The organism is Chloroflexus sp., assembly GCF_056331925.1.
The window spans coordinates 1-19,267 of record NZ_JBWGQH010000001.1 but is presented as its reverse complement, the minus strand read 5'-3'; the positions used below and the strand labels follow the sequence as shown (position 1 = coordinate 19,267).

The 19,267-nt window shown below is 56.5% G+C and carries 18 protein-coding genes; 17 read left to right on the top strand and 1 reads right to left on the bottom strand.

The genetic code is table 11. The features are described from left to right. Positions 1-4: 4 nt before the first annotated feature. Entirely contained in the window at positions 5-502 is a 498-nt protein-coding gene (gene moaC / locus AC01ZF_RS00090; protein ID WP_424674801.1) for a cyclic pyranopterin monophosphate synthase MoaC, read from the bottom strand. Positions 503-699: 197 nt separating this feature from the next. Between moaC and mraZ the strand changes: the two genes are divergently transcribed. From mraZ to ftsZ, 17 genes are all read left to right on the top strand, one after another. Further along, positions 700-1,131, top strand: coding sequence for a division/cell wall cluster transcriptional repressor MraZ (gene mraZ, locus AC01ZF_RS00085; protein WP_424674800.1), 432 nt, complete (start codon positions 700-702; stop codon positions 1,129-1,131). Continuing rightward, positions 1,131-2,036: a 16S rRNA (cytosine(1402)-N(4))-methyltransferase RsmH gene (gene rsmH / locus AC01ZF_RS00080; RefSeq protein ID WP_424674799.1), complete on the top strand. Its 906-nt coding sequence runs from the start codon at positions 1,131-1,133 to the stop codon at positions 2,034-2,036. Before mraZ ends, rsmH begins: the two co-directional genes overlap by 1 nt. Positions 2,037-2,064: 28 nt before the next feature. Beyond that, the gene (locus AC01ZF_RS00075) at positions 2,065-2,433 is read left to right on the top strand and encodes a hypothetical protein (protein ID WP_424674798.1); all 369 of its coding nucleotides are present in this window, start codon (positions 2,065-2,067) and stop codon (positions 2,431-2,433) included. A gap of 6 nt (positions 2,434-2,439) precedes the next feature. Then, positions 2,440-4,248, top strand: a complete 1,809-nt coding sequence (locus AC01ZF_RS00070) for a peptidoglycan D,D-transpeptidase FtsI family protein (RefSeq protein ID WP_424674797.1) — start codon at positions 2,440-2,442, stop codon at positions 4,246-4,248. Between the two features lie 136 nt (positions 4,249-4,384). Next, positions 4,385-5,851, top strand: coding sequence for a UDP-N-acetylmuramoyl-tripeptide--D-alanyl-D-alanine ligase (locus tag AC01ZF_RS00065; protein ID WP_424674796.1), 1,467 nt, complete (start codon positions 4,385-4,387; stop codon positions 5,849-5,851). 69 nt (positions 5,852-5,920) lie between these two features. Further along, complete coding sequence (mraY, locus tag AC01ZF_RS00060; RefSeq protein ID WP_476575000.1) at positions 5,921-7,024, top strand: phospho-N-acetylmuramoyl-pentapeptide-transferase; 1,104 nt, start codon at positions 5,921-5,923, stop codon at positions 7,022-7,024. Next, a complete protein-coding gene (murD, locus tag AC01ZF_RS00055; protein ID WP_424674794.1) occupies positions 7,024-8,412 on the top strand; it encodes a UDP-N-acetylmuramoyl-L-alanine--D-glutamate ligase in 1,389 nt (462 codons plus the stop codon). Before mraY ends, murD begins: the two co-directional genes overlap by 1 nt. 3 nt (positions 8,413-8,415) lie before the next feature. After that, a complete protein-coding gene (locus AC01ZF_RS00050; protein WP_424674793.1) occupies positions 8,416-9,231 on the top strand; it encodes a rhomboid family intramembrane serine protease in 816 nt (271 codons plus the stop codon). A gap of 30 nt (positions 9,232-9,261) precedes the next feature. Then, positions 9,262-10,536, top strand: a complete 1,275-nt coding sequence (ftsW, locus tag AC01ZF_RS00045) for an FtsW/RodA/SpoVE family cell cycle protein (RefSeq protein ID WP_476574999.1) — start codon at positions 9,262-9,264, stop codon at positions 10,534-10,536. Further along, the gene (locus AC01ZF_RS00040; protein WP_424674791.1) at positions 10,457-11,596 is read left to right on the top strand and encodes a UDP-N-acetylglucosamine--N-acetylmuramyl-(pentapeptide) pyrophosphoryl-undecaprenol N-acetylglucosamine transferase; all 1,140 of its coding nucleotides are present in this window, start codon (positions 10,457-10,459) and stop codon (positions 11,594-11,596) included. The genes ftsW and AC01ZF_RS00040 overlap by 80 nt, the downstream gene beginning before the upstream one ends. Continuing rightward, on the top strand, positions 11,593-12,237 hold the full coding sequence (locus tag AC01ZF_RS00035; RefSeq protein WP_424674790.1) for a hypothetical protein: 645 nt from the start codon (positions 11,593-11,595) through the stop codon (positions 12,235-12,237). The genes AC01ZF_RS00040 and AC01ZF_RS00035 overlap by 4 nt, the downstream gene beginning before the upstream one ends. Further along, entirely contained in the window at positions 12,234-13,658 is a 1,425-nt protein-coding gene (gene murC, locus AC01ZF_RS00030; protein WP_424674789.1) for a UDP-N-acetylmuramate--L-alanine ligase, read from the top strand. Before AC01ZF_RS00035 ends, murC begins: the two co-directional genes overlap by 4 nt. Next, entirely contained in the window at positions 13,659-14,552 is an 894-nt protein-coding gene (murB, locus tag AC01ZF_RS00025) for a UDP-N-acetylmuramate dehydrogenase (RefSeq protein ID WP_424674788.1), read from the top strand. Positions 14,553-14,694: 142 nt separating this feature from the next. Further along, the gene (locus AC01ZF_RS00020) at positions 14,695-15,783 is read left to right on the top strand and encodes a D-alanine--D-alanine ligase family protein (RefSeq protein ID WP_424674787.1); all 1,089 of its coding nucleotides are present in this window, start codon (positions 14,695-14,697) and stop codon (positions 15,781-15,783) included. A 2-nt stretch (positions 15,784-15,785) separates the two neighbouring features. After that, positions 15,786-16,604 carry a cell division protein FtsQ/DivIB gene (locus AC01ZF_RS00015; RefSeq protein ID WP_424674786.1) on the top strand — a complete coding sequence of 273 codons (819 nt, stop codon included), beginning with the start codon at positions 15,786-15,788 and terminating at the stop codon, positions 16,602-16,604. A 30-nt stretch (positions 16,605-16,634) separates the two neighbouring features. Then, positions 16,635-17,879: a cell division protein FtsA gene (ftsA, locus tag AC01ZF_RS00010; RefSeq protein ID WP_424674785.1), complete on the top strand. Its 1,245-nt coding sequence runs from the start codon at positions 16,635-16,637 to the stop codon at positions 17,877-17,879. A gap of 22 nt (positions 17,880-17,901) precedes the next feature. Further along, positions 17,902-19,086 (top strand): cell division protein FtsZ, encoded by a 1,185-nt coding sequence (ftsZ, locus tag AC01ZF_RS00005; protein WP_424674784.1) that lies wholly within the window; start codon positions 17,902-17,904, stop codon positions 19,084-19,086. The last annotated feature ends 181 nt before the right edge of the window (positions 19,087-19,267 follow it).

Genomic DNA, 19,267 nt, shown 5'->3' with positions numbered 1-19,267 from the left:
AACGTCAAGCCGACTCTTCACGCTGCCAGTCGCCGCTGCGCCCACCTCGCTTGGCAATCAGCCGAATCCCGTCGATTTGCATGGTCTTATCAACAGCCTTGCACATATCGTAGATGGTCAGTGCCGCGACACTGACCGCCGTCAGCGCTTCCATTTCCACCCCGGTTTGACCGGTGCAACGGACCGTCGCTTCGATTTCCAACGCATTGCCTGCCGGATCAGGGGTAAAGTTGACGCTAGCATGGCTAAGGTTGAGAAGATGACATAAGGGAATCAGTTCGGCGGTGCGTTTTGCCGCCATAATACCGGCGACACGCGCTACCGCCAACACATCACCTTTTGGCGTACCCCCACTCACAATCAGTTGAAGTGTCGCCGGTTGCATAACGACCCGCCCACGGGCAATGGCTTCTCGCGCTGTAACCGCTTTGTTCCCAACATCAACCATCCGAGCCCGACCCGCAGCATCCAAATGGCTAAGTTGATCAAATGATTCGCTCATATGTTCCTCACTTTCTTCTCGTATTCGTACAAATATTCTACTCGATCTTGCCTTTTAGGCAGTTTGAAACCAAACTGTCATGATTAGTAGATACTTTCATGGCTTGAAGCCATGAGGTATGTCGGCTATAATGTGGTGGTAGGTGGGGAAAAGTGGGGAAAAGTGGGAGCTTTTCCTGCAAGTGGGAAAACTGCACCGTGTTTTTAGGTACCCACGAACATGCCATCGATGAAAAAGGCCGCCTGGCCATTCCGGCACGCTTTCGGGCAGAACTGGCCGGTGGCATGGTGCTTACCCGTGGTTTCGACCGGTGTCTGCTCATCTTTCCACTGCCGTTTTGGAGCGATCTCACCCGTCGGGTCAGCTCGTTGTCGTTGGTTGATGAAGATGCGCGCATGCTGCGCCGGTTACTCTTTGCCAATGCCTCGGAGCAAGAGATGGATCGGCAGGGGCGTATCCTTTTGCCCCAGAACCTGCGCGAAATTGGCGGGTTGGCCGATCAGGCGATACTGATCGGGCTTGATGCCTTTATCGAGGTGTGGTCACCGGAACGCTGGCGTGAGGTCGAAGAGCGGTTAGTAAGCCAGGGGCCGCGCTTTGATGAACAAATGCGGAAGTTGGGGATTTGATGGCGGTGACGTTCCAGCACATACCAGTAATGGTGGCCGAAGTGGTTGCCGCACTTGCACCACGGCCCGGTGGTCGCTATATCGACGCAACAGTCGGTGGTGGTGGCCATGCACTGGCAGTGCTGCAAGCAGCTCAGCCCGGTGGTCGGTTACTTGGTATTGATGCTGATCCGGCGGCACTGGTTGCTACCGCTGACCGTTTGGCTGAGGCAGGTCTGCGCGAGCACGCGGTATTGTGTCATGGTTCGTTCGCCGATTTGGCCGTGATCGCCGGTGAGGCCGGCTTTATCAACGTTGATGGTGTCTTGTTCGATCTTGGGGTGTCGTCGTATCAGCTTGATACACCGGAACGTGGGTTTTCGTTCGCCGCCGATGGTCCGCTTGATATGCGGCTTGATCCGACCCAAGGTTCGACTGCTGCCGATTTGGTCAATACCTTGAGTGAACGAGAATTAGCCGACATCATCTTTCAATACGGCGAAGAACACGCGGCTCGGCGGATTGCCCGTGCGATTGTCGAACGTCGTCGTACTCAGTTGTTTCAGCGTACTGCCGATCTGGCAGCCGTGATCACACGGGTTGTGGGTGAGCGCCGGGGGCGGATCCACCCGGCGACACGTACCTTTCAGGCCTTGCGGATTGCCGTTAACCGTGAACTCGACCGGCTGGCAGCGGCGTTACCGCAGGCGGTTCATCTGCTTGCACCGGGTGGCCGGTTGGCTGTGATAAGCTTTCATTCGCTCGAAGATCGGATAGTGAAGCAGTTTATGCGTGCTGAAGCCGAGGGTGCAACCCCCCGCTTGGTGATCAATACCAAGAAGCCGCTCATGGCAGCCGATGATGAAGTGGCGACCAATCCCCGCGCGCGCAGTGCAAAGCTGCGGGTTGCGACGCGGATTGCATAGGGGTATTGGGTTGGCAAGAGAGGAAGGTATGGCCGTCCGAAGCGAACAAATTCCTGCCATTCTGGGGCGTGTCCGGTTACGTCGGATCGATCTCTCACGTTATCTCCGCCTCGATGGGGCACGCTACATATTGCTCCTGGTATTGATCTGCTGCCTACTCAGTCTAATCACCCTTGTGCAGTCCGGGTTGGTGGTGCGGATGAATTATGAGTTGGTCGAGTTGCGTCAACAGCAGGTGCAGCTTACCCGCGAGTATTCGCGGTTGCAAGAACAGATGGCTCGCGTGCAATCGGTTGAAGCACGGCTGAAGCGGGCCACCGAATTGGGTTTTCGTCAGCCGACCCCTGATCAGATCCGTTACGTTCGTATTCCACAGTTACCCGATCTCGATGAGTAACGACGTATGGCTGCTACGACCCGCCGTTCAACATCATCTGCGCCAACCACCACCATCACACCACCAGTTGGTCGGTTGGCTAGCTGGCGGCTGCACGTGTTACTGCTGATCTGCCTCACCATGGTGGTCGTGATCGCGGTACGGTTGGTCGATCTGCAAGTTGTGCGCAGCTATGAGTTAGCAAGCAAAGCGCGACTTGAGGTCGAAACACCGACGCTGCTCGCACCGCGACGCGGTCAGATTACTGATGCAAAGGGCATTGTGCTGGCAATGGATGTGGAACGGCAGAGCCTATTTGCCGTTCCACCGCAGGTGCCGGTGGAACGAAAAGCGGAAATTGCACTGCTCGTGGCCGGCGCGACCGGTGTTCCCGCTGAATCGATTCTGTCGGCATTGCGCTCTGATCGCCAATGGGTGCGTTTGGTCCGTTGGCTTGAACCGGAGGTGGCAGAACAGCTTGCTGCCCTGGACCTACCCGGCCTCCGCTTAGTGTACGAGCCGATGCGGTTCTATCCGCAGGGTATGACTGCGGCGTATGTGGTCGGTGCGATTAACCTAAACGGTGAAGGTATTAGCGGGATCGAGGCGTTTTATGATCAGGTGTTACGGGGTTCTGAAGGAAAAATCGAAGGTGAGTTTGATCCTGCTCGGAATCCGATTGCGACCAGTCTTTCGCGCACCTTACCGCCACAAGATGGCGCCGATCTGCAACTGACCATCGATCCGTTTATTCAGCAGGTTGCCGAACGTGAACTCAAACAGGCCATTGATGAACAGAATGCCGATGGTGGTTCGATCTTGGTGCTCGACCCGCGAACCGGTGCTATCCTTGCGATGGCGAATTGGCCATTTTTTGATCCCAATCGTTGGCAAGACTATCCACCGGAAGTCTACGGTCGCAATCCGGCAATTGGGACAGTCTATGAGCCGGGGAGTACATTTAAGATGATCACCGCCAGCGCTGCACTCAGTTCAGGGGCAGTGACGACTACGACCACCGTTGATGATCCGGGATGGGTGGTACGTTACGGCAACACATTGCGGAATTTTGATGGTGCGCCCCACGGAGCACTCACGCTTGGTGGGATGCTCTACTATTCGAGCAATGTTGCGGCATTGCAGTTTAACGAACTGACCGGGCCGGAAGTCTTCTACCGCACCCTAACCCGCTTCGGTTTCGGTCAACCAACCGGAGTTGATTTGGCCGGCGAAGAGAGCGGTATTGTCAATTTCTACGGTAGCCCCGGCTACAACCCTCTGACCTTCTTGGTCAATGCCTACGGCCAGGCGATTTCGGTGACGCCCCTCCAGTTAGTGCAGGCGGCAGCAGCCATTGCAAACGATGGAGTGATGATGCAACCCTACGTGGTACAGCGAATATGCCGTAATGGTGATTGTGTGCAGACCACACCACGGGTCGCCGGGACACCGATTGAGCCGGAGGTAGCCCGTGCTGTACGTGAGATGTTGGTTGACTCGGCCAATCACTATGCACCGGTAATCTGGGGACCGCGTACCGGTAATTGGAGTGATCAATGGTTGGTTCCCGGTTATCGGGTTGCTGCCAAAACCGGTACCGCTTCCATTCCTTTGTCCGGTGGTGGTTACGACCCGACCTACACGATTGGTTCGGTGTTGGGGATTGCGCCGGTTGATGATCCACGGTTTGTCGTGCTGGTGAAGATTGACCGGCCCAAGAAGGATACGCTCGGTGTCTTGACCGCAATTCCGGTCTACTACAACGTCGTTGATCAATTACTGCGTTACATCCATCTCCCTCCGGATCGCACCTTAGTAAGTCCGGGGCAACCCTAGGAGGATAGCATGTTGGTCAACCCACTCTCATCCTGCTATCAGGTAGGACGATGGTGGCACAGCCGAAGAGGACAGAAGGGAGATGCTATAATGGCCTCCATAATGCGTGCAGCGCACATATTGGCTGTGGGAGGGTGTGTTGATCAGGCTCGACAACTTATTGTACGCAGTACAACCACGTGCGACGCGGCAAGTAGTCCACATACCACCGTCGTGGGCCGACCGGCAGATCGGGCCGGTCGTCGTCGATTCGCGCGAGGTGAGGCCAGGCTCTCTCTTCGTGGCGCTAACCGGCGAACGTACCGATGGACATTTATACTTACCCGATGTTGTGGCACGCGGTGCGGCTGCCGCACTCGTTTCGCCGGCGAAATTGGCCGCATTAGCACCGGATTTGTCGGCGGTGGCTCGGCCATGGCGGCTGATCGAGCCGAGTGACGGTAGCGCATTGGCGACTCTGACGCCAGAAGCGTGCCTCTTCATCGCTGTAGACGACCCGCTCTGTGCATTACAGCGCGCGGCTGTCTACCATCGGCGGATGTTCACGCCAACGGTGATCGGTATCACCGGTAGTGTGGGCAAGACCTCAACGAAAGAGGTCGTCGCGGCTGTGATAAGTCAGCGGCTACGTACCTTAAAAAGTCAACGGAGCTTTAATAGTGATATAACATTGCCGGCTACCTTGCTCGGGTTGACTGCCGACCATCAAGTCGCAGTGCTCGAAATGGGGATGTGGGCGGCGGGCGAGATCCGTTTTTTAGCGGCACTGGCCCGCCCTCACATCGGGATTGTGACGAATGTTGGCCCGTCGCATTTGGAGCGATTGGGCAGTATCGAGGCGATTGCCAACGCCAAAGCCGAATTGCCCGAATCGCTCCCACCCGATGGCTGGTGTATCCTCAATGCCGATGACCCGCGCGTCGCGGCGATGGCTACGCGCACGCCGGCGCATGTGGTCACCTACGGCTTTGCACTGCACGCCGATGTGCGTGCAGTAGAGGTTATCAGCCATGGCTTGTATGGGATCGAGCTGACCGTTGAGTACCAAGGTGAGCAGCACCATCTACAGACGCCACTGATTGGCCGTCACCATGCCTACACCGCGTTGGCTGCAATTGCCGCTGCATTGGTGTTAGGACTGGACTGGGAAGCGATTGCTACCGGCTTGCGCGATCCCGGTGAACGGTTGCGCTTGCGGATTGTGAACGGGCAACAAGGGGTGACGATTATCGATGATACCTACAACGCTGCGCCGCTTTCAACCATTGCTGCTCTCGAGGTATTAGCTGAGACACCTGGCCGCCGGATTGCCGTTTTGGGTGAAATGCTGGAGCTGGGTTCGGCTGCCGAAGAGGGACACCGACAGGTTGGTGCGGCGGCGGCGCGAACGGCCGATCTGTTGGTGGCGGTTGGGCGCCAAGCCCAGACGGTAGCTGCCGCAGCACGGGCAGCCGGTATGGTAGAGGCGCAGGTTATCGTGTGTGCCGATAACGATGCGGCGATAGACCGATTGCGCTCACTCATCCAAGCTGGTGATTGCCTACTTGTTAAGGGTTCGCGCGGGGTGCAGATGGAGACGATCGTCACCGCGCTGCAAGGCTAGCCGGTTATCGTATGGCGAAGGTGTTGCATCAGGCAAGGTAGTTCATCCGATCACCACAGGAGCAGTTGTGTGAGTGTTCTTCGTGCAGTACTCGTACAAGATATGGCGCGTGCCTTGTTGCTCGCTGCCGCAGCGTTTATCTTGACCTTGATCGTCGGTGGATGGTGGGTACGCTTTGCCCGCAAACATAAGTTGGGGAAGCGGATTCGACCCGATGGTCCCCAGAGCCATCTCGTGAAGGTGGGCACTCCAACAATGGGCGGCGTGATGATCGTAAGCACTGTGGTGATCTTGACCGTCCTCTTTAATCTGGTCGATCGCTGGTCGATGCTACTACCACTAGGTGTTATGATCAGCTTCGCCGTGTTAGGCGCTATCGACGACTGGCTCTCGCTGACCGGTACCCGTTCTAAAACCCACGGTTTTACGGTACGGTTTAAGTTTTGGATAATGACGGCAGTGGCGTTTATGGCCAGTTTAGCCCTCTATCTTCCACAACCTTACGGTCTTGAGCACGAAGGTCTGGTACAGATACCCTTTGTCGGCGAGGTCAATATTGGGTTGTGGTTCATCCCAATCGCTGTCCTGATTATTGTGTTTATCTCCAATGCCGTCAATATTACCGATGGGTTGGATAGTCTGGCCGGTTGGAATCTGGCGCTTGCTTTTGGTGCCTACGGTGTGATCACCTTTCTTGCTGAGCCGCGTTTAACCAATCTCATGGCCTTCTGTTTTACCGTGGTCGGGGCGTGCGCCGCATTTCTCTGGTACAACGCTTATCCGGCGCAAGTATTTATGGGGGATTTAGGGGCGTTGTCGTTGGGGGCAACGTTGGCCGTTGTTGCGCTACAGTCGCAGCAGTGGATCCTCTTACCGGTCATTGGGATTGTCTTTGTGGTTGAAGCGCTCTCGACGCTCATCCAAACCGGTTACTTTAAATGGACAAAGTGGCGCTATGGCGAGGGTCGGCGGGTGTTTAAGATGGCGCCACTCCACCACCATTTTGAATTGCTCGGCTGGAGCCAACCACAGGTAACCCAACGTTTCGTTTTAATTGGGACGGTCGCGGCGATGGTGGGGATTTCATTGGCGTTGATCTTCGGTTCACCGCAGTCACAGACGCAGGTCGAGCTGCCGGCGATGATGGTGCAAGAGACCAATGGGGTTCGGTAATGAAAGCTGGAGCACGAGTACTGGTCATGGGCTTAGGCGTGCATGGCGGTGGGTTGGGGGTTGCTCGTTGGCTGTTGCGCCACGGAGCTGACGTAACGGTGACCGACCTCGCTTCGCCCGAGGCGCTGGCTGATTCAATTGCCCGCCTTAACGCTTTTGCCGCCGAATTGGGGAAACAGGTGCGGTATACCCTGGGTGAGCATCGGGCTGAAGACGTGTGTTCTGCCGATATGCTGGTGGTGAATCCGGCGGTACGCCCCGATTCGCCGTGGTTGGCGTTAGCACGTTCGTGCGACATCCCCATTGAAACGGAAATGACTCTCTTTTTTCGCGCATGTCCGGGTCCTATCCTCGGTGTGACCGGTACCAAAGGTAAGACGACCACTACTCTCCTGTTAGCCGAGATGATCCGACAACGCTACCCCGACACTGTTGTCGCAGGCAATTTACGGGTTTCGGCGCTTGAGACGCTCGATCAGATCGGGCCACAGACGCCGGTGGTGCTGGAACTGAGCAGTTTTCAGCTCGAACGGCTCGGTGAGGCACGATGCAGTCCATCGTATGCGCTGGTGACGAATGTGGGTGTAGATCATCTCAATTGGCACGGTTCGTTGACTGCCTATGTCAATGCCAAACGACAGATTATGGCTCATCAGGGACCGGATGGGGTGGCGGTGCTGCCGCCGGTACAGGCACGGGAGTGGGGACAGGGACGACCGGGAGTGATCAGTTATAGTCTCACCGACCCGGCTGCTGACGCGACGATGACCGACGATGGTGTGTTTCGCTATCGCGATGTCGAGTTGTTCCATCGCTCTGATCTACGGCTACCCGGCGATCATAATGCAGCGAATGCCTTGGCTGCCGCAGTACTCGCCTACCGGTTTGGGATCGATCCGGCAGCAATTGTAGCGGCACTGCACCGGGTGACCGGCGTTGAACATCGGCTCGAGCTGGTAGCGGTTATTGATGGTGTGCGATACATCAACGACACAACTGCTACCAACCCTGCGGCTACGGCTGCTGCATTGGCGACGGTACCGGGTCCGGTGGTACTCATTGCCGGCGGGGCTGATAAAGACCTCGATCTGCCGGCGTTGGCGACCACGATTGCCGAACGTGCAGCAAAAGTTGTTCTGTTGGACGGAAGTGCCACACCGCGCTTACAAACCTTGCTGAGATCGTACAAACCGACGTTACCGGTCCATGGGCCGTTTGATAATCTGAGTACAGCCGTACAGGCAGCACGCAGGTTGGCGCAACCCGGTGGTGCAGTGTTACTTTCGCCCGGATGCGCGAGTTTCGGAATGTTTCGGAACGAATTTCATCGTGGTGAAGCGTTTCGTCGTATCGTGCGCGAGTTAGCCGCCGCTCACGCCGGGGAGTAGGTTATGACCCGTCCACCTGATGAATCAGATGAGATCGAAGCCTTTTTACGCCGGGCTGAACGTGAATTTGGCCGTCGCCCCGACTTGGCGGAGAACACGCCACCACCACCGCCGCGTCCTGCGATCCCGCGACCGGTTGTCACCTACAGTCTGCTCTGGATAATCGGAATTGTCTATCTCTTGAGTTGTGTGCTCAGTGGTTCATTCTTTCAGCCTACGTTGTCGGTGCTGGTCGTTTTGGGGGCAAAGGTCAACGAACGGATCGCCACCGGTGAGGTATGGCGATTGCTGACGGCAACCGTTCTGCACGCTAACCTCATTCACATCTTTTTTAACGGCTATGCACTTTCCGTGTTGGGTCCGGAGACCGAGCGGTTTTACGGGCACGTCCGTTTTCTGGTGCTGTACTTCCTCAGTGGTGTGGGTGGTAGTATCGCATCGTATGCGTTCTCACCGGCACCGGCAGTTGGGGCAAGCGGGGCTATTTTCGGTCTGATCGGCGGCTTAGGCATGTTTTACTACCTCAACCGACAGGTATTAGGTCAGTTCGGTCAAGATCAGGTACGTGGGATTGTCGCCATTGCCGTCATCAACTTGCTGATCGGTTTTGCTGCCCAAGGCGTCATCGATAACTGGGGGCATCTGGGCGGATTGGTCAGTGGTGTGTTGGTGAGTCTTGCACTCTCTCCCCGGCTCACCATTGATTCGCGATTTTTTCCACCATTACTGATCCGTCGTTTTCCGCGGCAAGGCTGGCTCTGGGTAACGGCATTTACTTTGGGGATGATGGTGTTGGTGCGCTTGGTGCAGCCGGCCTAAGGGTGATGGTTGATCAGAGGAAGTTAGACGATGAGACCGAACCACAATGGAGCTGTTGCCAACCCATTGTTTGACCGTACCACACATTCACCGGATCGGGTGTTGTTAGCCGTAGTATGTGGTCTGACGGTGTTTGGCTTGGTGATGGTCTATAGCGCCAGTTTCGTTGAGGGAACAGTGCTGTACGCCAACCCGTTTTACTACCTCTTACGGCAAGCCACCGGGGCGATAATCGGGTTAGTTGCCATGTTGGTGGTTCAGCGGATCGATTATCGGGTCTGGCAACGCTACTCGATTCACCTCATGGCAGGAACATTGCTCTTGCTGGTATCCGTTCTTATCTTGCCGGCAAGTATGACCGAGGTGAACGGCTCGCGGTCGTGGATCCGTTTCGGTGAAGGGTGGCTTGGCATTTTTAGTGTCCAGCCCTCAGAATTTGCCAAGCTGGCGATGATCATTTACTTTGCCCACTGGCTGTCGCGGCGTAGCCATCGGCTCGGCAATGTGACGTATGGCTTGGCGCCCTTCGCCGTTATCCTTGGTTTTATCTGCGGGTTGGTTATGTTGCAGCCCGATTTAGGGACTACAATCGTGATGGTTTTGATCGGTGGTGCCATTTTCTTCGCGGCAGGAGCGAATCTGTGGCACGTTGGTGGGGCGGCGTTGCTGGCGATTACCGCGTTTTGGGGACTGATTATCACCTTCCGTAGTAGTCGATGGGAAGCCTTTCTTGATCCGTGGTCACGGGCGAGTACCGAAGGGTATCAGATCATTCATTCACTCTACGCTTTCGGCAGTGGCGGTGTCTTGGGGCAAGGTATCGGCATGAGCCGGCAAAAATACCTCTGGCTACCACAACCACACACTGATACCATTTATGCCATTATCGGTGAAGAGTTGGGATTGTGGGGAACAATCGCGGTTTTGCTGGTATTTGTCATCATTGCGGCTCGTGGGTATCGGATCGCTGCGCGCGCACCAACACCGTTCGCAGCGCTTGTCGCGGTAGGGATTACCTCGTGGTTGGTATTTCAGGCTTTTATTAATATTGCAGTGACGACCGGGTTGATTCCGTTTACTGGGTTGACATTACCGTTTCTGTCGTATGGAAGCTCGTCATTGATTAGTTGTCTGATCGCAATCGGGATCCTGTTAAACATTTCGCGCCATGTCGATCGGTCATCATCAGTTACTTCAACGGCAAAGTACCGTCAGCGTACCGAGCATGCCACGGCTTATCCTCTCGGGTGGCGGGACTGGCGGGCACGTCTATCCGGCGCTCGCAGTCGCCGAAGCCCTCGCTGAACGGGCACACGTGGTCTATGTGGGAAGTGTCGGGGGAATGGAAGAGCGGATTGTCACTCAGGAGAGTACACTTCCCTTCCGGTCATTACCGGCGGCTGCGGTTCGTGGGCGGGGCCCGGTGCAGGTCGCGCGATCGCTGCTGATCCTCATGCGTGGGATCGGAGCAGCAATCGCGTTATTACGACGTGAGCAACCGGCAGCCATTTTGGGTACCGGTGGTTATGTCTGTGTACCACTGTTCGTGGCTGCTAAGCTGCGGCGTGTGCCAACGATGATCTATTTACCCGATGTGGTGCCGGGGTTGGCCGTGAAGGTCCTAAGCCGAATCGCCGATGTCACGGCAGTCAATGTAAGTGATGCGCTGCCCCGCCTAGGGTTGTATGAAGGGCATCCCCGGGCGATTATTACCGGGTATCCGGTACGTACTGAGCTGTTTACTACCGACCGTGAAGCGGCACGAGGCGCGTTTGGGATCGCACCCGATCAACTCGTGTTGTTAGTGTACGGCGGGAGTCGGGGAGCACGGAGTGTCAATCGTGCGATTGCTGCCCTCTTGCCGTCGTTATTGCCGCTCTGCACAATCATTCATGTGTGTGGGCGCGAAGGCGATTACGTTTGGTTAGAGGCTACGGCTGCGCAGCTCGAACCGGCGCTACGGGCACGCTATCTCCTCTTCCCCTACCTTGCCGGTGGTAGTGCCCAGAGTATGACGGCGGCGTTGGTGGCGGCTGATGTGGCCGTCTGTCGGAGTGGCGCTTCGACTCTTGCCGAACTGCCGGCGGTTGGTTTACCGGCAGTTCTTGTGCCCTATCCGTATGTTCATCAAGATGAAAATGCCGATTATTTGGTGCAACGGGGGGCGGCGATGAAGGTCGCCGATCATGCGATGCTCGGGGATGGTGATCCGGCCAATGGGCCATTGGCACAAGCAATACATACTCTTCTAAGTGATGCGGTGATGCGGAAACAGATGGCAGCGCGAAGTCGCGTGCTCGCTCGTCCTGACGCGGCGCAACGATTGGCTGACGCACTGATTGATCTTGCGAGGAGTTCAGCATGATTGAGCAGTGGATAGTGCTCCCCCTTGCCCAGACTGCGATTACGGTCAATCTCAACGGTGTGGCACTCTTGCTGATTCTAATGGCGATTGGTGGTTATGCCGGTTATCAGCAAGGGATGCGTAATGTATTGACGGTGGCACTTTGGACGATCATTGCGTATGTGACGTGTGTGCAAGGTGGTACGTTTGTGGTTGATGTTATTAACCGGCTTTGGGTGAATGCACCGCGTTTTGTTGCATTTCTGATCGGGAATGACCCAACCTTGGTGCCACCGCTTGATCCTCTGATTACGCCGGGTTTTCAGGTACCGCTGTTCTTTCGGGCGATGGCGTTTATTGCCTTGATCCTATTAGGTAAGTATTTTGATAACAAAGCCGCATGGAAGGGACCGCCGAAGGAAAGGTTGGCGCGTCCGCTCGGTTTGTTCGTAGGGGCGCTGATTGCCTTACTGTGGACAAATGCAACGGTGGTGTTCTGGCGGGAATTTATCACCGGTGGCGGAACATTTGAGGGTCCAATTGCGACATTTCTTAATGTGTTGCCGGATGTTAGTCTACTGCTGCCATCGCTGATTGCAATCTTCTTTATGATTTTAGGGTTGTTGATCTTGTTTAACTTTCCAAAGGTCTGGAAGCCGTGAGTCATTATCACATTGTGGGTATTGCCGGGGCAGGGATGAGCGCGATTGCTCACCTCTTGCTCGATCAGGGGCATACGGTCAGCGGTTCGGATTTAACGACGAACCGAGCAACCACGGCACTCGCCGCACGCGGGGTACGCATTTGGCAAGGCCACGATCCGGCGTATGTCCGTGGGGCTGATGCGGTATTGGCGACCGCCGCTATTCGTGGTGAACATCCTGAACTGACAGCGGCGGCGGCGTTGGGTATTCCCCGCCTGAGCCGCGCCGATCTGTGGCAGGCATGGTCGGCCCAGCGACCGGTAATTGCCGTTGCCGGTACCCACGGGAAGACCACCACCAGCGCGATGACGGCGTTGGCGTTGCGGGGTGGTGGGGTGGCATGCGGTTTCTTGATCGGTGCCGATGTACCGGCATTGGGTGGTAGTGCGCAGTGGGGTGATCCGACGGCGCCGTTGGTGATCGAGGCCGATGAGTATGATCGGGTGTTTCTGGCGCTGACGCCGGCGATGGCAATCGTTACGAATGTCGAGTGGGATCATCCAGATATCTATCCGACGGCGGCCGACTATTCCGCCGCGTTTGCTGAGTTTGCCGGGCAGGTGCGTGATCGGCGCCGGTTGCTGCTGTGTGCCGATGATCCCGGTGCGGTGGCGCTCGATGTCGACGGTCAGGCCCGCCGGTATGGGATCGATGAGCAGCTTACCTGTGATCCGGTGTCGTGTCGGTTGGCGCCTCTCGACTGGACGGCCAGTCGTGTGACGGTAACTGCCGAGGGACAGCAATTTGATCTCTGGTATTACGACCGACAAACCTTTGCCCGTCGGTTCGCCCTGATGGTAACGCTGGCTGTGCCCGGTATCCACAATGTGCGGAATGCGACAGCGGCATTGGCGGCAGCGGCGATCTGGGGTGCCGATCTGCAAGCAGCCGGAACAGCGTTGGCTACCTATCGCGGGAGTAGCCGCCGGTTTGAGGTCTATGGCGAAGTGGCCGGAGTAACAGTGATCGATGATTATGCGCACCATCCTACGGAAGTGCAAGCAATAATCGCGGCAGCACAGCAACGCTACCCCGGTCGGCGGGTGGTTGTTTACATACAACCGCACACCTTTAGCCGCACCCGCAGTTTGTGGGAACAGTGGCCAGAGGCATGCCACGCTGCGGCAATCGTGTTGATCGGTGATGTTTATCCAGCTCGTGAACAGGGCGATCCGGCGGTGCTCGCTACCGAGTTGGTTGCCTATCTCGTGTCGCGGGGGGTGGTTGCGTACTATGGTGGGGGGATTGCCACCGCAGCAGAGCGATTGGTGGCGTTGGTCCAACCGGGTGATGTGGTGTTGACGCTCGGTGCAGGTGATAGTGATCGAGTGGCAGCGATGGTGATTGCGCAGCTTCAGCGTATGCATGCGGAGGCATAGATGAACAAATCCTTGCCAATCGCCCTCCGCCCCAATGAACCAATGTCGCGCCATACCTCGTGGCGGGTTGGTGGGCCGGCGCAGTATTATGCCGAACCAACCACGCCCGATGAGGCGATGGTGTTGGCGGCATGGGCTATGACCCACCGGTTGCCACTGATTTGGGTTGGGCGTGGTACTAATCTGTTGGTACGTGACGAAGGGTTTGCTGGAGTGATCGCTTCCTATCGCGGCCAACGTTGGGCGTTGCACGAGCACGGTGAGACGGCGGAATTGTGGGTCGAAGCCGGGACCTCGATGGCCGGTACTGCCCGTCGGTTGGCGGCGATGGGGTGGGCCGGGCTTGAGTGGGCCGAGGGTTTGCCCGGTGCGATTGGTGGTGCGATTGTGGGGAATGCGGGGTGTTATGGTGGTGATACGGCAAGTGTGCTGATCGATGCCGAGCTGTTGCTCAACGGCAGCGAGCGAGTAGTCTGGCCGGTAACCGAGCTGGGCTATGCCTATCGGGAGAGTATTCTTAAACGGCGAGGGGCTGATGGTGTCCCGCCACTCGTGTTAGCCGGGCGCTTCCGTCTGCATCGTGCCGATCCGAATGTATTGATGGCGCGGATAGGCGCGATTGCCGCCGAACGGAAACGGAAAACACCGGCAGGAAGTTCGTGTGGTAGCGTGTTCAAAAATCCGCCCGGCGATAGTGCCGGTCGCTTGATCGAGGCGGCAGGCTTGAAAGGGACACGTGTTGGTGATGCCGAGATTAGCCCGATCCATGCTAACTATATCGTTAATCGTGGTCAGGCACGGGCCGCCGATATTTTGACATTGATCGAACTCGCGCGCACGACGGTAGCCGAACGGTTTGGGGTGACGTTACAGTTGGAAGTACGTGTTATCTAGGTTTTGACAGATTAGACGGCGCAGAAAAAAGGTGTCAAAAACGATTATCACGAACAAAATAATACGAAAAATTGTTGATACAGGATCGTTTTTTAATAACGATCATTATCACGATCGCTATACGTAGGTGGAGAAGTCACCAATGAGCAAGCCAATCACGATTGCCGTCATTTTTGGTGGTCAAAGTGGCGAACACGAAGTATCGCTCGTGTCGGCGCACGCTGTGATGAGCAATCTCGATCCGGATCGCTACCAGATCGAAGCGCTTGGGATCGGTAAAGATGGCCGCTGGTGGCATGGTCCCGGTGCATTGGCGATGCTTATGGCAGCGGCCGATCCGTCCCGTTTACCGGCCAGCGCGACAATGGTTGCTCCCGGCCCGGTGCGCGAACTTGGCCGTGTAGGCGAACCGGGTTGGTTGTTACCCCCCGCTGATGTCATCTTTCCGGTGCTGCATGGTCCCTATGGTGAAGATGGGACTATCCAAGGCCTCTTTGAACTGGCCGGGCGTCCTTACGTTGGGTGTGGAGTGGCGGCGAGCGCGGTAGGGATGGATAAGGCATTGATGAAGGCTGCGTTTGCGGCTGCCGATTTGCCGATCTTACCGTGGGTGCTAGTACGTCGTCATGAATTGGCCGCTCTTGAGATGGTCTGTGAGCGGATAGAGGCAACGTTGCGCTTCCCGTTGTTTGTTAAACCGGCCAATTTGGGTAGCAGTGTGGGGGTGAGTAAAGTCCGTGATCGAGCTGAACTGATCACCGGCTTGCACGAAGCTGCCCGTTATGACCGACGGATTGTCGTTGAGCAGGGCATTCCGGCGCGCGAAATAGAGATCTCGGTATTAGGAAACGAACACGTTGACGTGAGTATTCCCGGTGAAATTATTCCTGCCGGTGAGTGGTACGACTACCACGCGAAGTATATCGCCGGTGGTTCACAGACAATAGTACCGGCGGCATTAACCGAAATGCAGATTGCACAGGTGCAAACGCTCGCCAAGCGCGCGTTTCAAGCGATCGACGGGGCTGGGCTGGCCCGAGTTGATTTTCTCCTTGACCGTGAACAAGGCACGCTCTGGTTGAACGAGGTCAATACCATGCCCGGCTTCACGCCGATCAGTATGTACGCCAAAATGTGGGCGGCTAGCGGTTTACCCTATCCACAGTTGCTCGACCGACTAGTTGAGTTGGCATTGGCCCGGTCGGCGCGTGCCGGCTACGTAAAGGGGTGACGATGGAATACAATCCGCCAAATACACGCGAACGGGTTGCTGCACGCCGGCAGCGGTTACGCCGGTCTTCGTCTGAACCGGCAATTCCCGGGTGGCGGCGACGGTTCATTGACGGCTTGCAGAGTGGGCGGATCGTCAGCGGTGCCGTGTTTATAGTTAGCTGCCTAGCACTCTTCTACGTCCTCTTTAGCAGTCAATTCCGTGTGCAAACGGTCGAGGTGGTTGGGGTTGAGTTTCTCAGCCCAGAACGCATTGTCGATGCTGTCCCGTTGCGCGGGTGGCCAATCTGGCTGATCGATGAAGAACAGGCGGTGGCCCCGTTGCTCCGCAGTCCATTTGTCGAACATGCTCGGCTCAGCCTGATCTTACCCAATCGAGCACGGATCGTGATTGTCGAGCGCCAGCCGGTGATCTATTGGCGGAGCGGTGGGGTCGATTATCTAGTAGACCGCCAGGGGTTTGTGATTGAATCGGCTACAGTCGCGCCACCGGCAGATGCTTTGGTGATTGTCGATAGCTCCAATCTGCCGGTTGAGCCGCAGATGCAGCTCGACCCTGATGCGTTAGCGTTAGCCCGCGAGCTGGCGTGGCGCTTACCAAACGAACTAGGCCTTCGTCCGGCTCAGATCGGCTGGGATTTTGGCTTGGGCGTCTTTATTCGTACCGAACAAGATCAAATGATTGTTTTTGGACGGAGCGAGCACCTTACCCGTAAATTAATGATCTTGGCGTATCTGCTCACCGACGGTACGCCGTTTACCTATTTGGATTTACGACCGATGAACCCTTTCTATCAGAACCGCACCGACGGTAGGTCGTAAGCTGCGGCTCCGGTAGGCAGTGAGGCAATTATGGCACGTACCATGGCACGAACCATTGTCGGTATAGATGTTGGCACAAGCAAAATCTGTACCATTGTCGGCCAAGCCGGCGATGGTCGGCGACTGAATATTCTCGGTGTGGGGACGGTGCCTAGCCGAGGGATTGATAAAGGTGTAGTGGTGAATATTGATGACGCAGCTTCGGCCATCGAAACGAGTGTCGAAAAGGCTGAGCGTGCGAGTGGTTTTCGGATCAACCATGCCTTTGTCGGCATTGCCGGTCGCCATATTTCATCGCTGAACAGCCGTGGGGTTGCAGCGGTGCAGAATCCCGATGGTATATCGCGGCAAGATGTGGCCCGCGCTATCGAAGCGGCGCAGGCGGTAGCATTGCCGACTCAGCGGGAAATCATTCATATCATTCCGCGCGCTTATGTCATCGATGGCAACGAAGGTATTCGCGACCCGATAGGGATGAGCGGGTTACGACTGGAAGTGGAAACACATATCATCACCGGCGAGGCAATGGCAATTCAAAACCTGATCCGCAGCGTTGAACGGGTCGGTGTGCAGATTGATGATCTTGTGTTGCAACCGTTGGCAGCAGCGGAAGCCGTGCTTAGCGATGAAGATAAAGAGCAAGGAGTTATGCTGATTGACATCGGTGGAGCGACGACCGATCTCGCGATCTTTGCCCATGGCGGGGTTTGGCATACCGGTGTGATACCGGTTGGTGGGCAGCACTTTACCAACGATATCGTCTATGTGCTGCACACACCTCCCAACACCGCCGAGTATCTCAAACTGCGCTACGGCAGTGCGCTGGCCGGCAACCCACCGGCGCCGGATGATGAAAGTGACCTGATCGACGCTGACACGCTGACGGTAGGCGAAAAACAGCGGATCAGTGCGCATTTACTCAAACAAGTGTTGCAGGCACGTGCCGAGGAATTGATCGAGCTGATCGTCGCCGAAGCGCGACGGAGTGGGTACGATGGGATGTTGCCGGCCGGGATTGTTTTGACCGGTGGCGGTGCGCAGCTCAACCGGTTTGATGAGCTACTCCGCGAAGATTTGGGTTTGCCAGTCCGAATCGGGATTCCCGGTGGTTTGGGTGGCGTTCACGACGCACTCGACTCACCGGCATATGCGACGGCAGTAGGGCTTTTGCGGTGGGGAATGCGGTATGGTGGGCGGCCACCTGAGCAAACTCCATCTGATGATATGTCATTGTACGAGCGCTTCCGCCGCTGGGTGCGCGAATTGTTGCCATAATCACCACCAAGGAGGTTCGCACATGGTTGACCGAAGCAGTAATGGCTTCTCACTCGAAGATTTTGCTCAGATCAAAGTTGTTGGTGTTGGCGGCGGCGGCAGCAATGCAGTAGATCGCATGATTGCCGCCGGGGTGCAGGGGGTTGAATTCATTACCGTTAATACCGATGTGCAGGCGTTGATGCACTCGTTAGCACCGGTGCGCATCCGGATCGGTGACAAACTAACCCGCGGTCTTGGCAGTGGTGGTAATCCGGTTATCGGTCAAAAAGCTGCGGAGGAAAATCAAGAAGACATTTACGAGCAGTTGAAGGGCGCCGATATGGTCTTTGTCGCCGCCGGTATGGGGGGCGGCACCGGCACCGGTGCCTCGCCGATTATTGCCGGTATTGCCCACGATCTTGGTGCATTGACGGTTGGTGTTGTGACCCGTCCCTTTACGTTTGAGGGGAATCATCGGCGTAAAGTGGCCGAAGCCGGGATTGAGCAGTTGCGCCCGGTGGTTGATACATTAATCGTTATTCCGAATGATCGCCTGTTGCAGACGGCCAGTAAGAATACGACGTTCCAGCAGGCTTTCATGATGGCCGATGATGTATTGCGCCAAGGCATTCAGGGCATCTCCGACCTGATCACGCAGCGTGGTCTGATTAACGTTGATTTCGCCGATGTTAAGACCATTATGGCGCAGCAGGGTTCGGCGTTGATGGCAGTTGGGTATGGGAAAGGTGATACTCGTGCGCTTGATGCGGTGAATCAGGCGATTGCCAGCCCCTTGCTCGAGGTAAGTATTGATGGTGCGAAGGGCGTTCTCTTCAACATCACCGGTGGTGAAGATTTGGGGATTATGGAGGTCTACGAGGCGGCTGATATTGTGGCGAAGCAGGTCGATCCTGATGCCAACATTATTATCGGTGCGGTGATCGATCCGAACTTTCCACCCGGCGAGATCAAGATTACGCTGATCGCCACCGGTTTTGATGTCAACCGCAATAGCAACGTGCAACGCACCCGTTCGTACCCGACGGCAGCGACGAGTACCGGCCAAGCGACGGGCCAGATCGGTGGGCCGTCGGCGCAGCGGCCCAAGCAGCCGACACCGGCACCGACGCAGCCACCGGTGCAACCGGTGCGTCCGGCTATTTCAAACGATGATCTCGATATCCCACCTTTCTTGCGTGGGCGCGACCGCAATCGGCAACGGTAAAAAATGCACGGCACGAACCGGCGTCAAGGATGGTGCATATGTCGGTCACAGGGGGTAGGGGCACGGCGTCGCCGTGCGGGTGTGTCGATGACGTAGGGGCACGGTATCCGCCGTGCGGGTGTGGGGCGATGGCGCCGGGGCACGGCGTCGCCGTGCGGGTGTGTCGATGACGTAGGGGCAC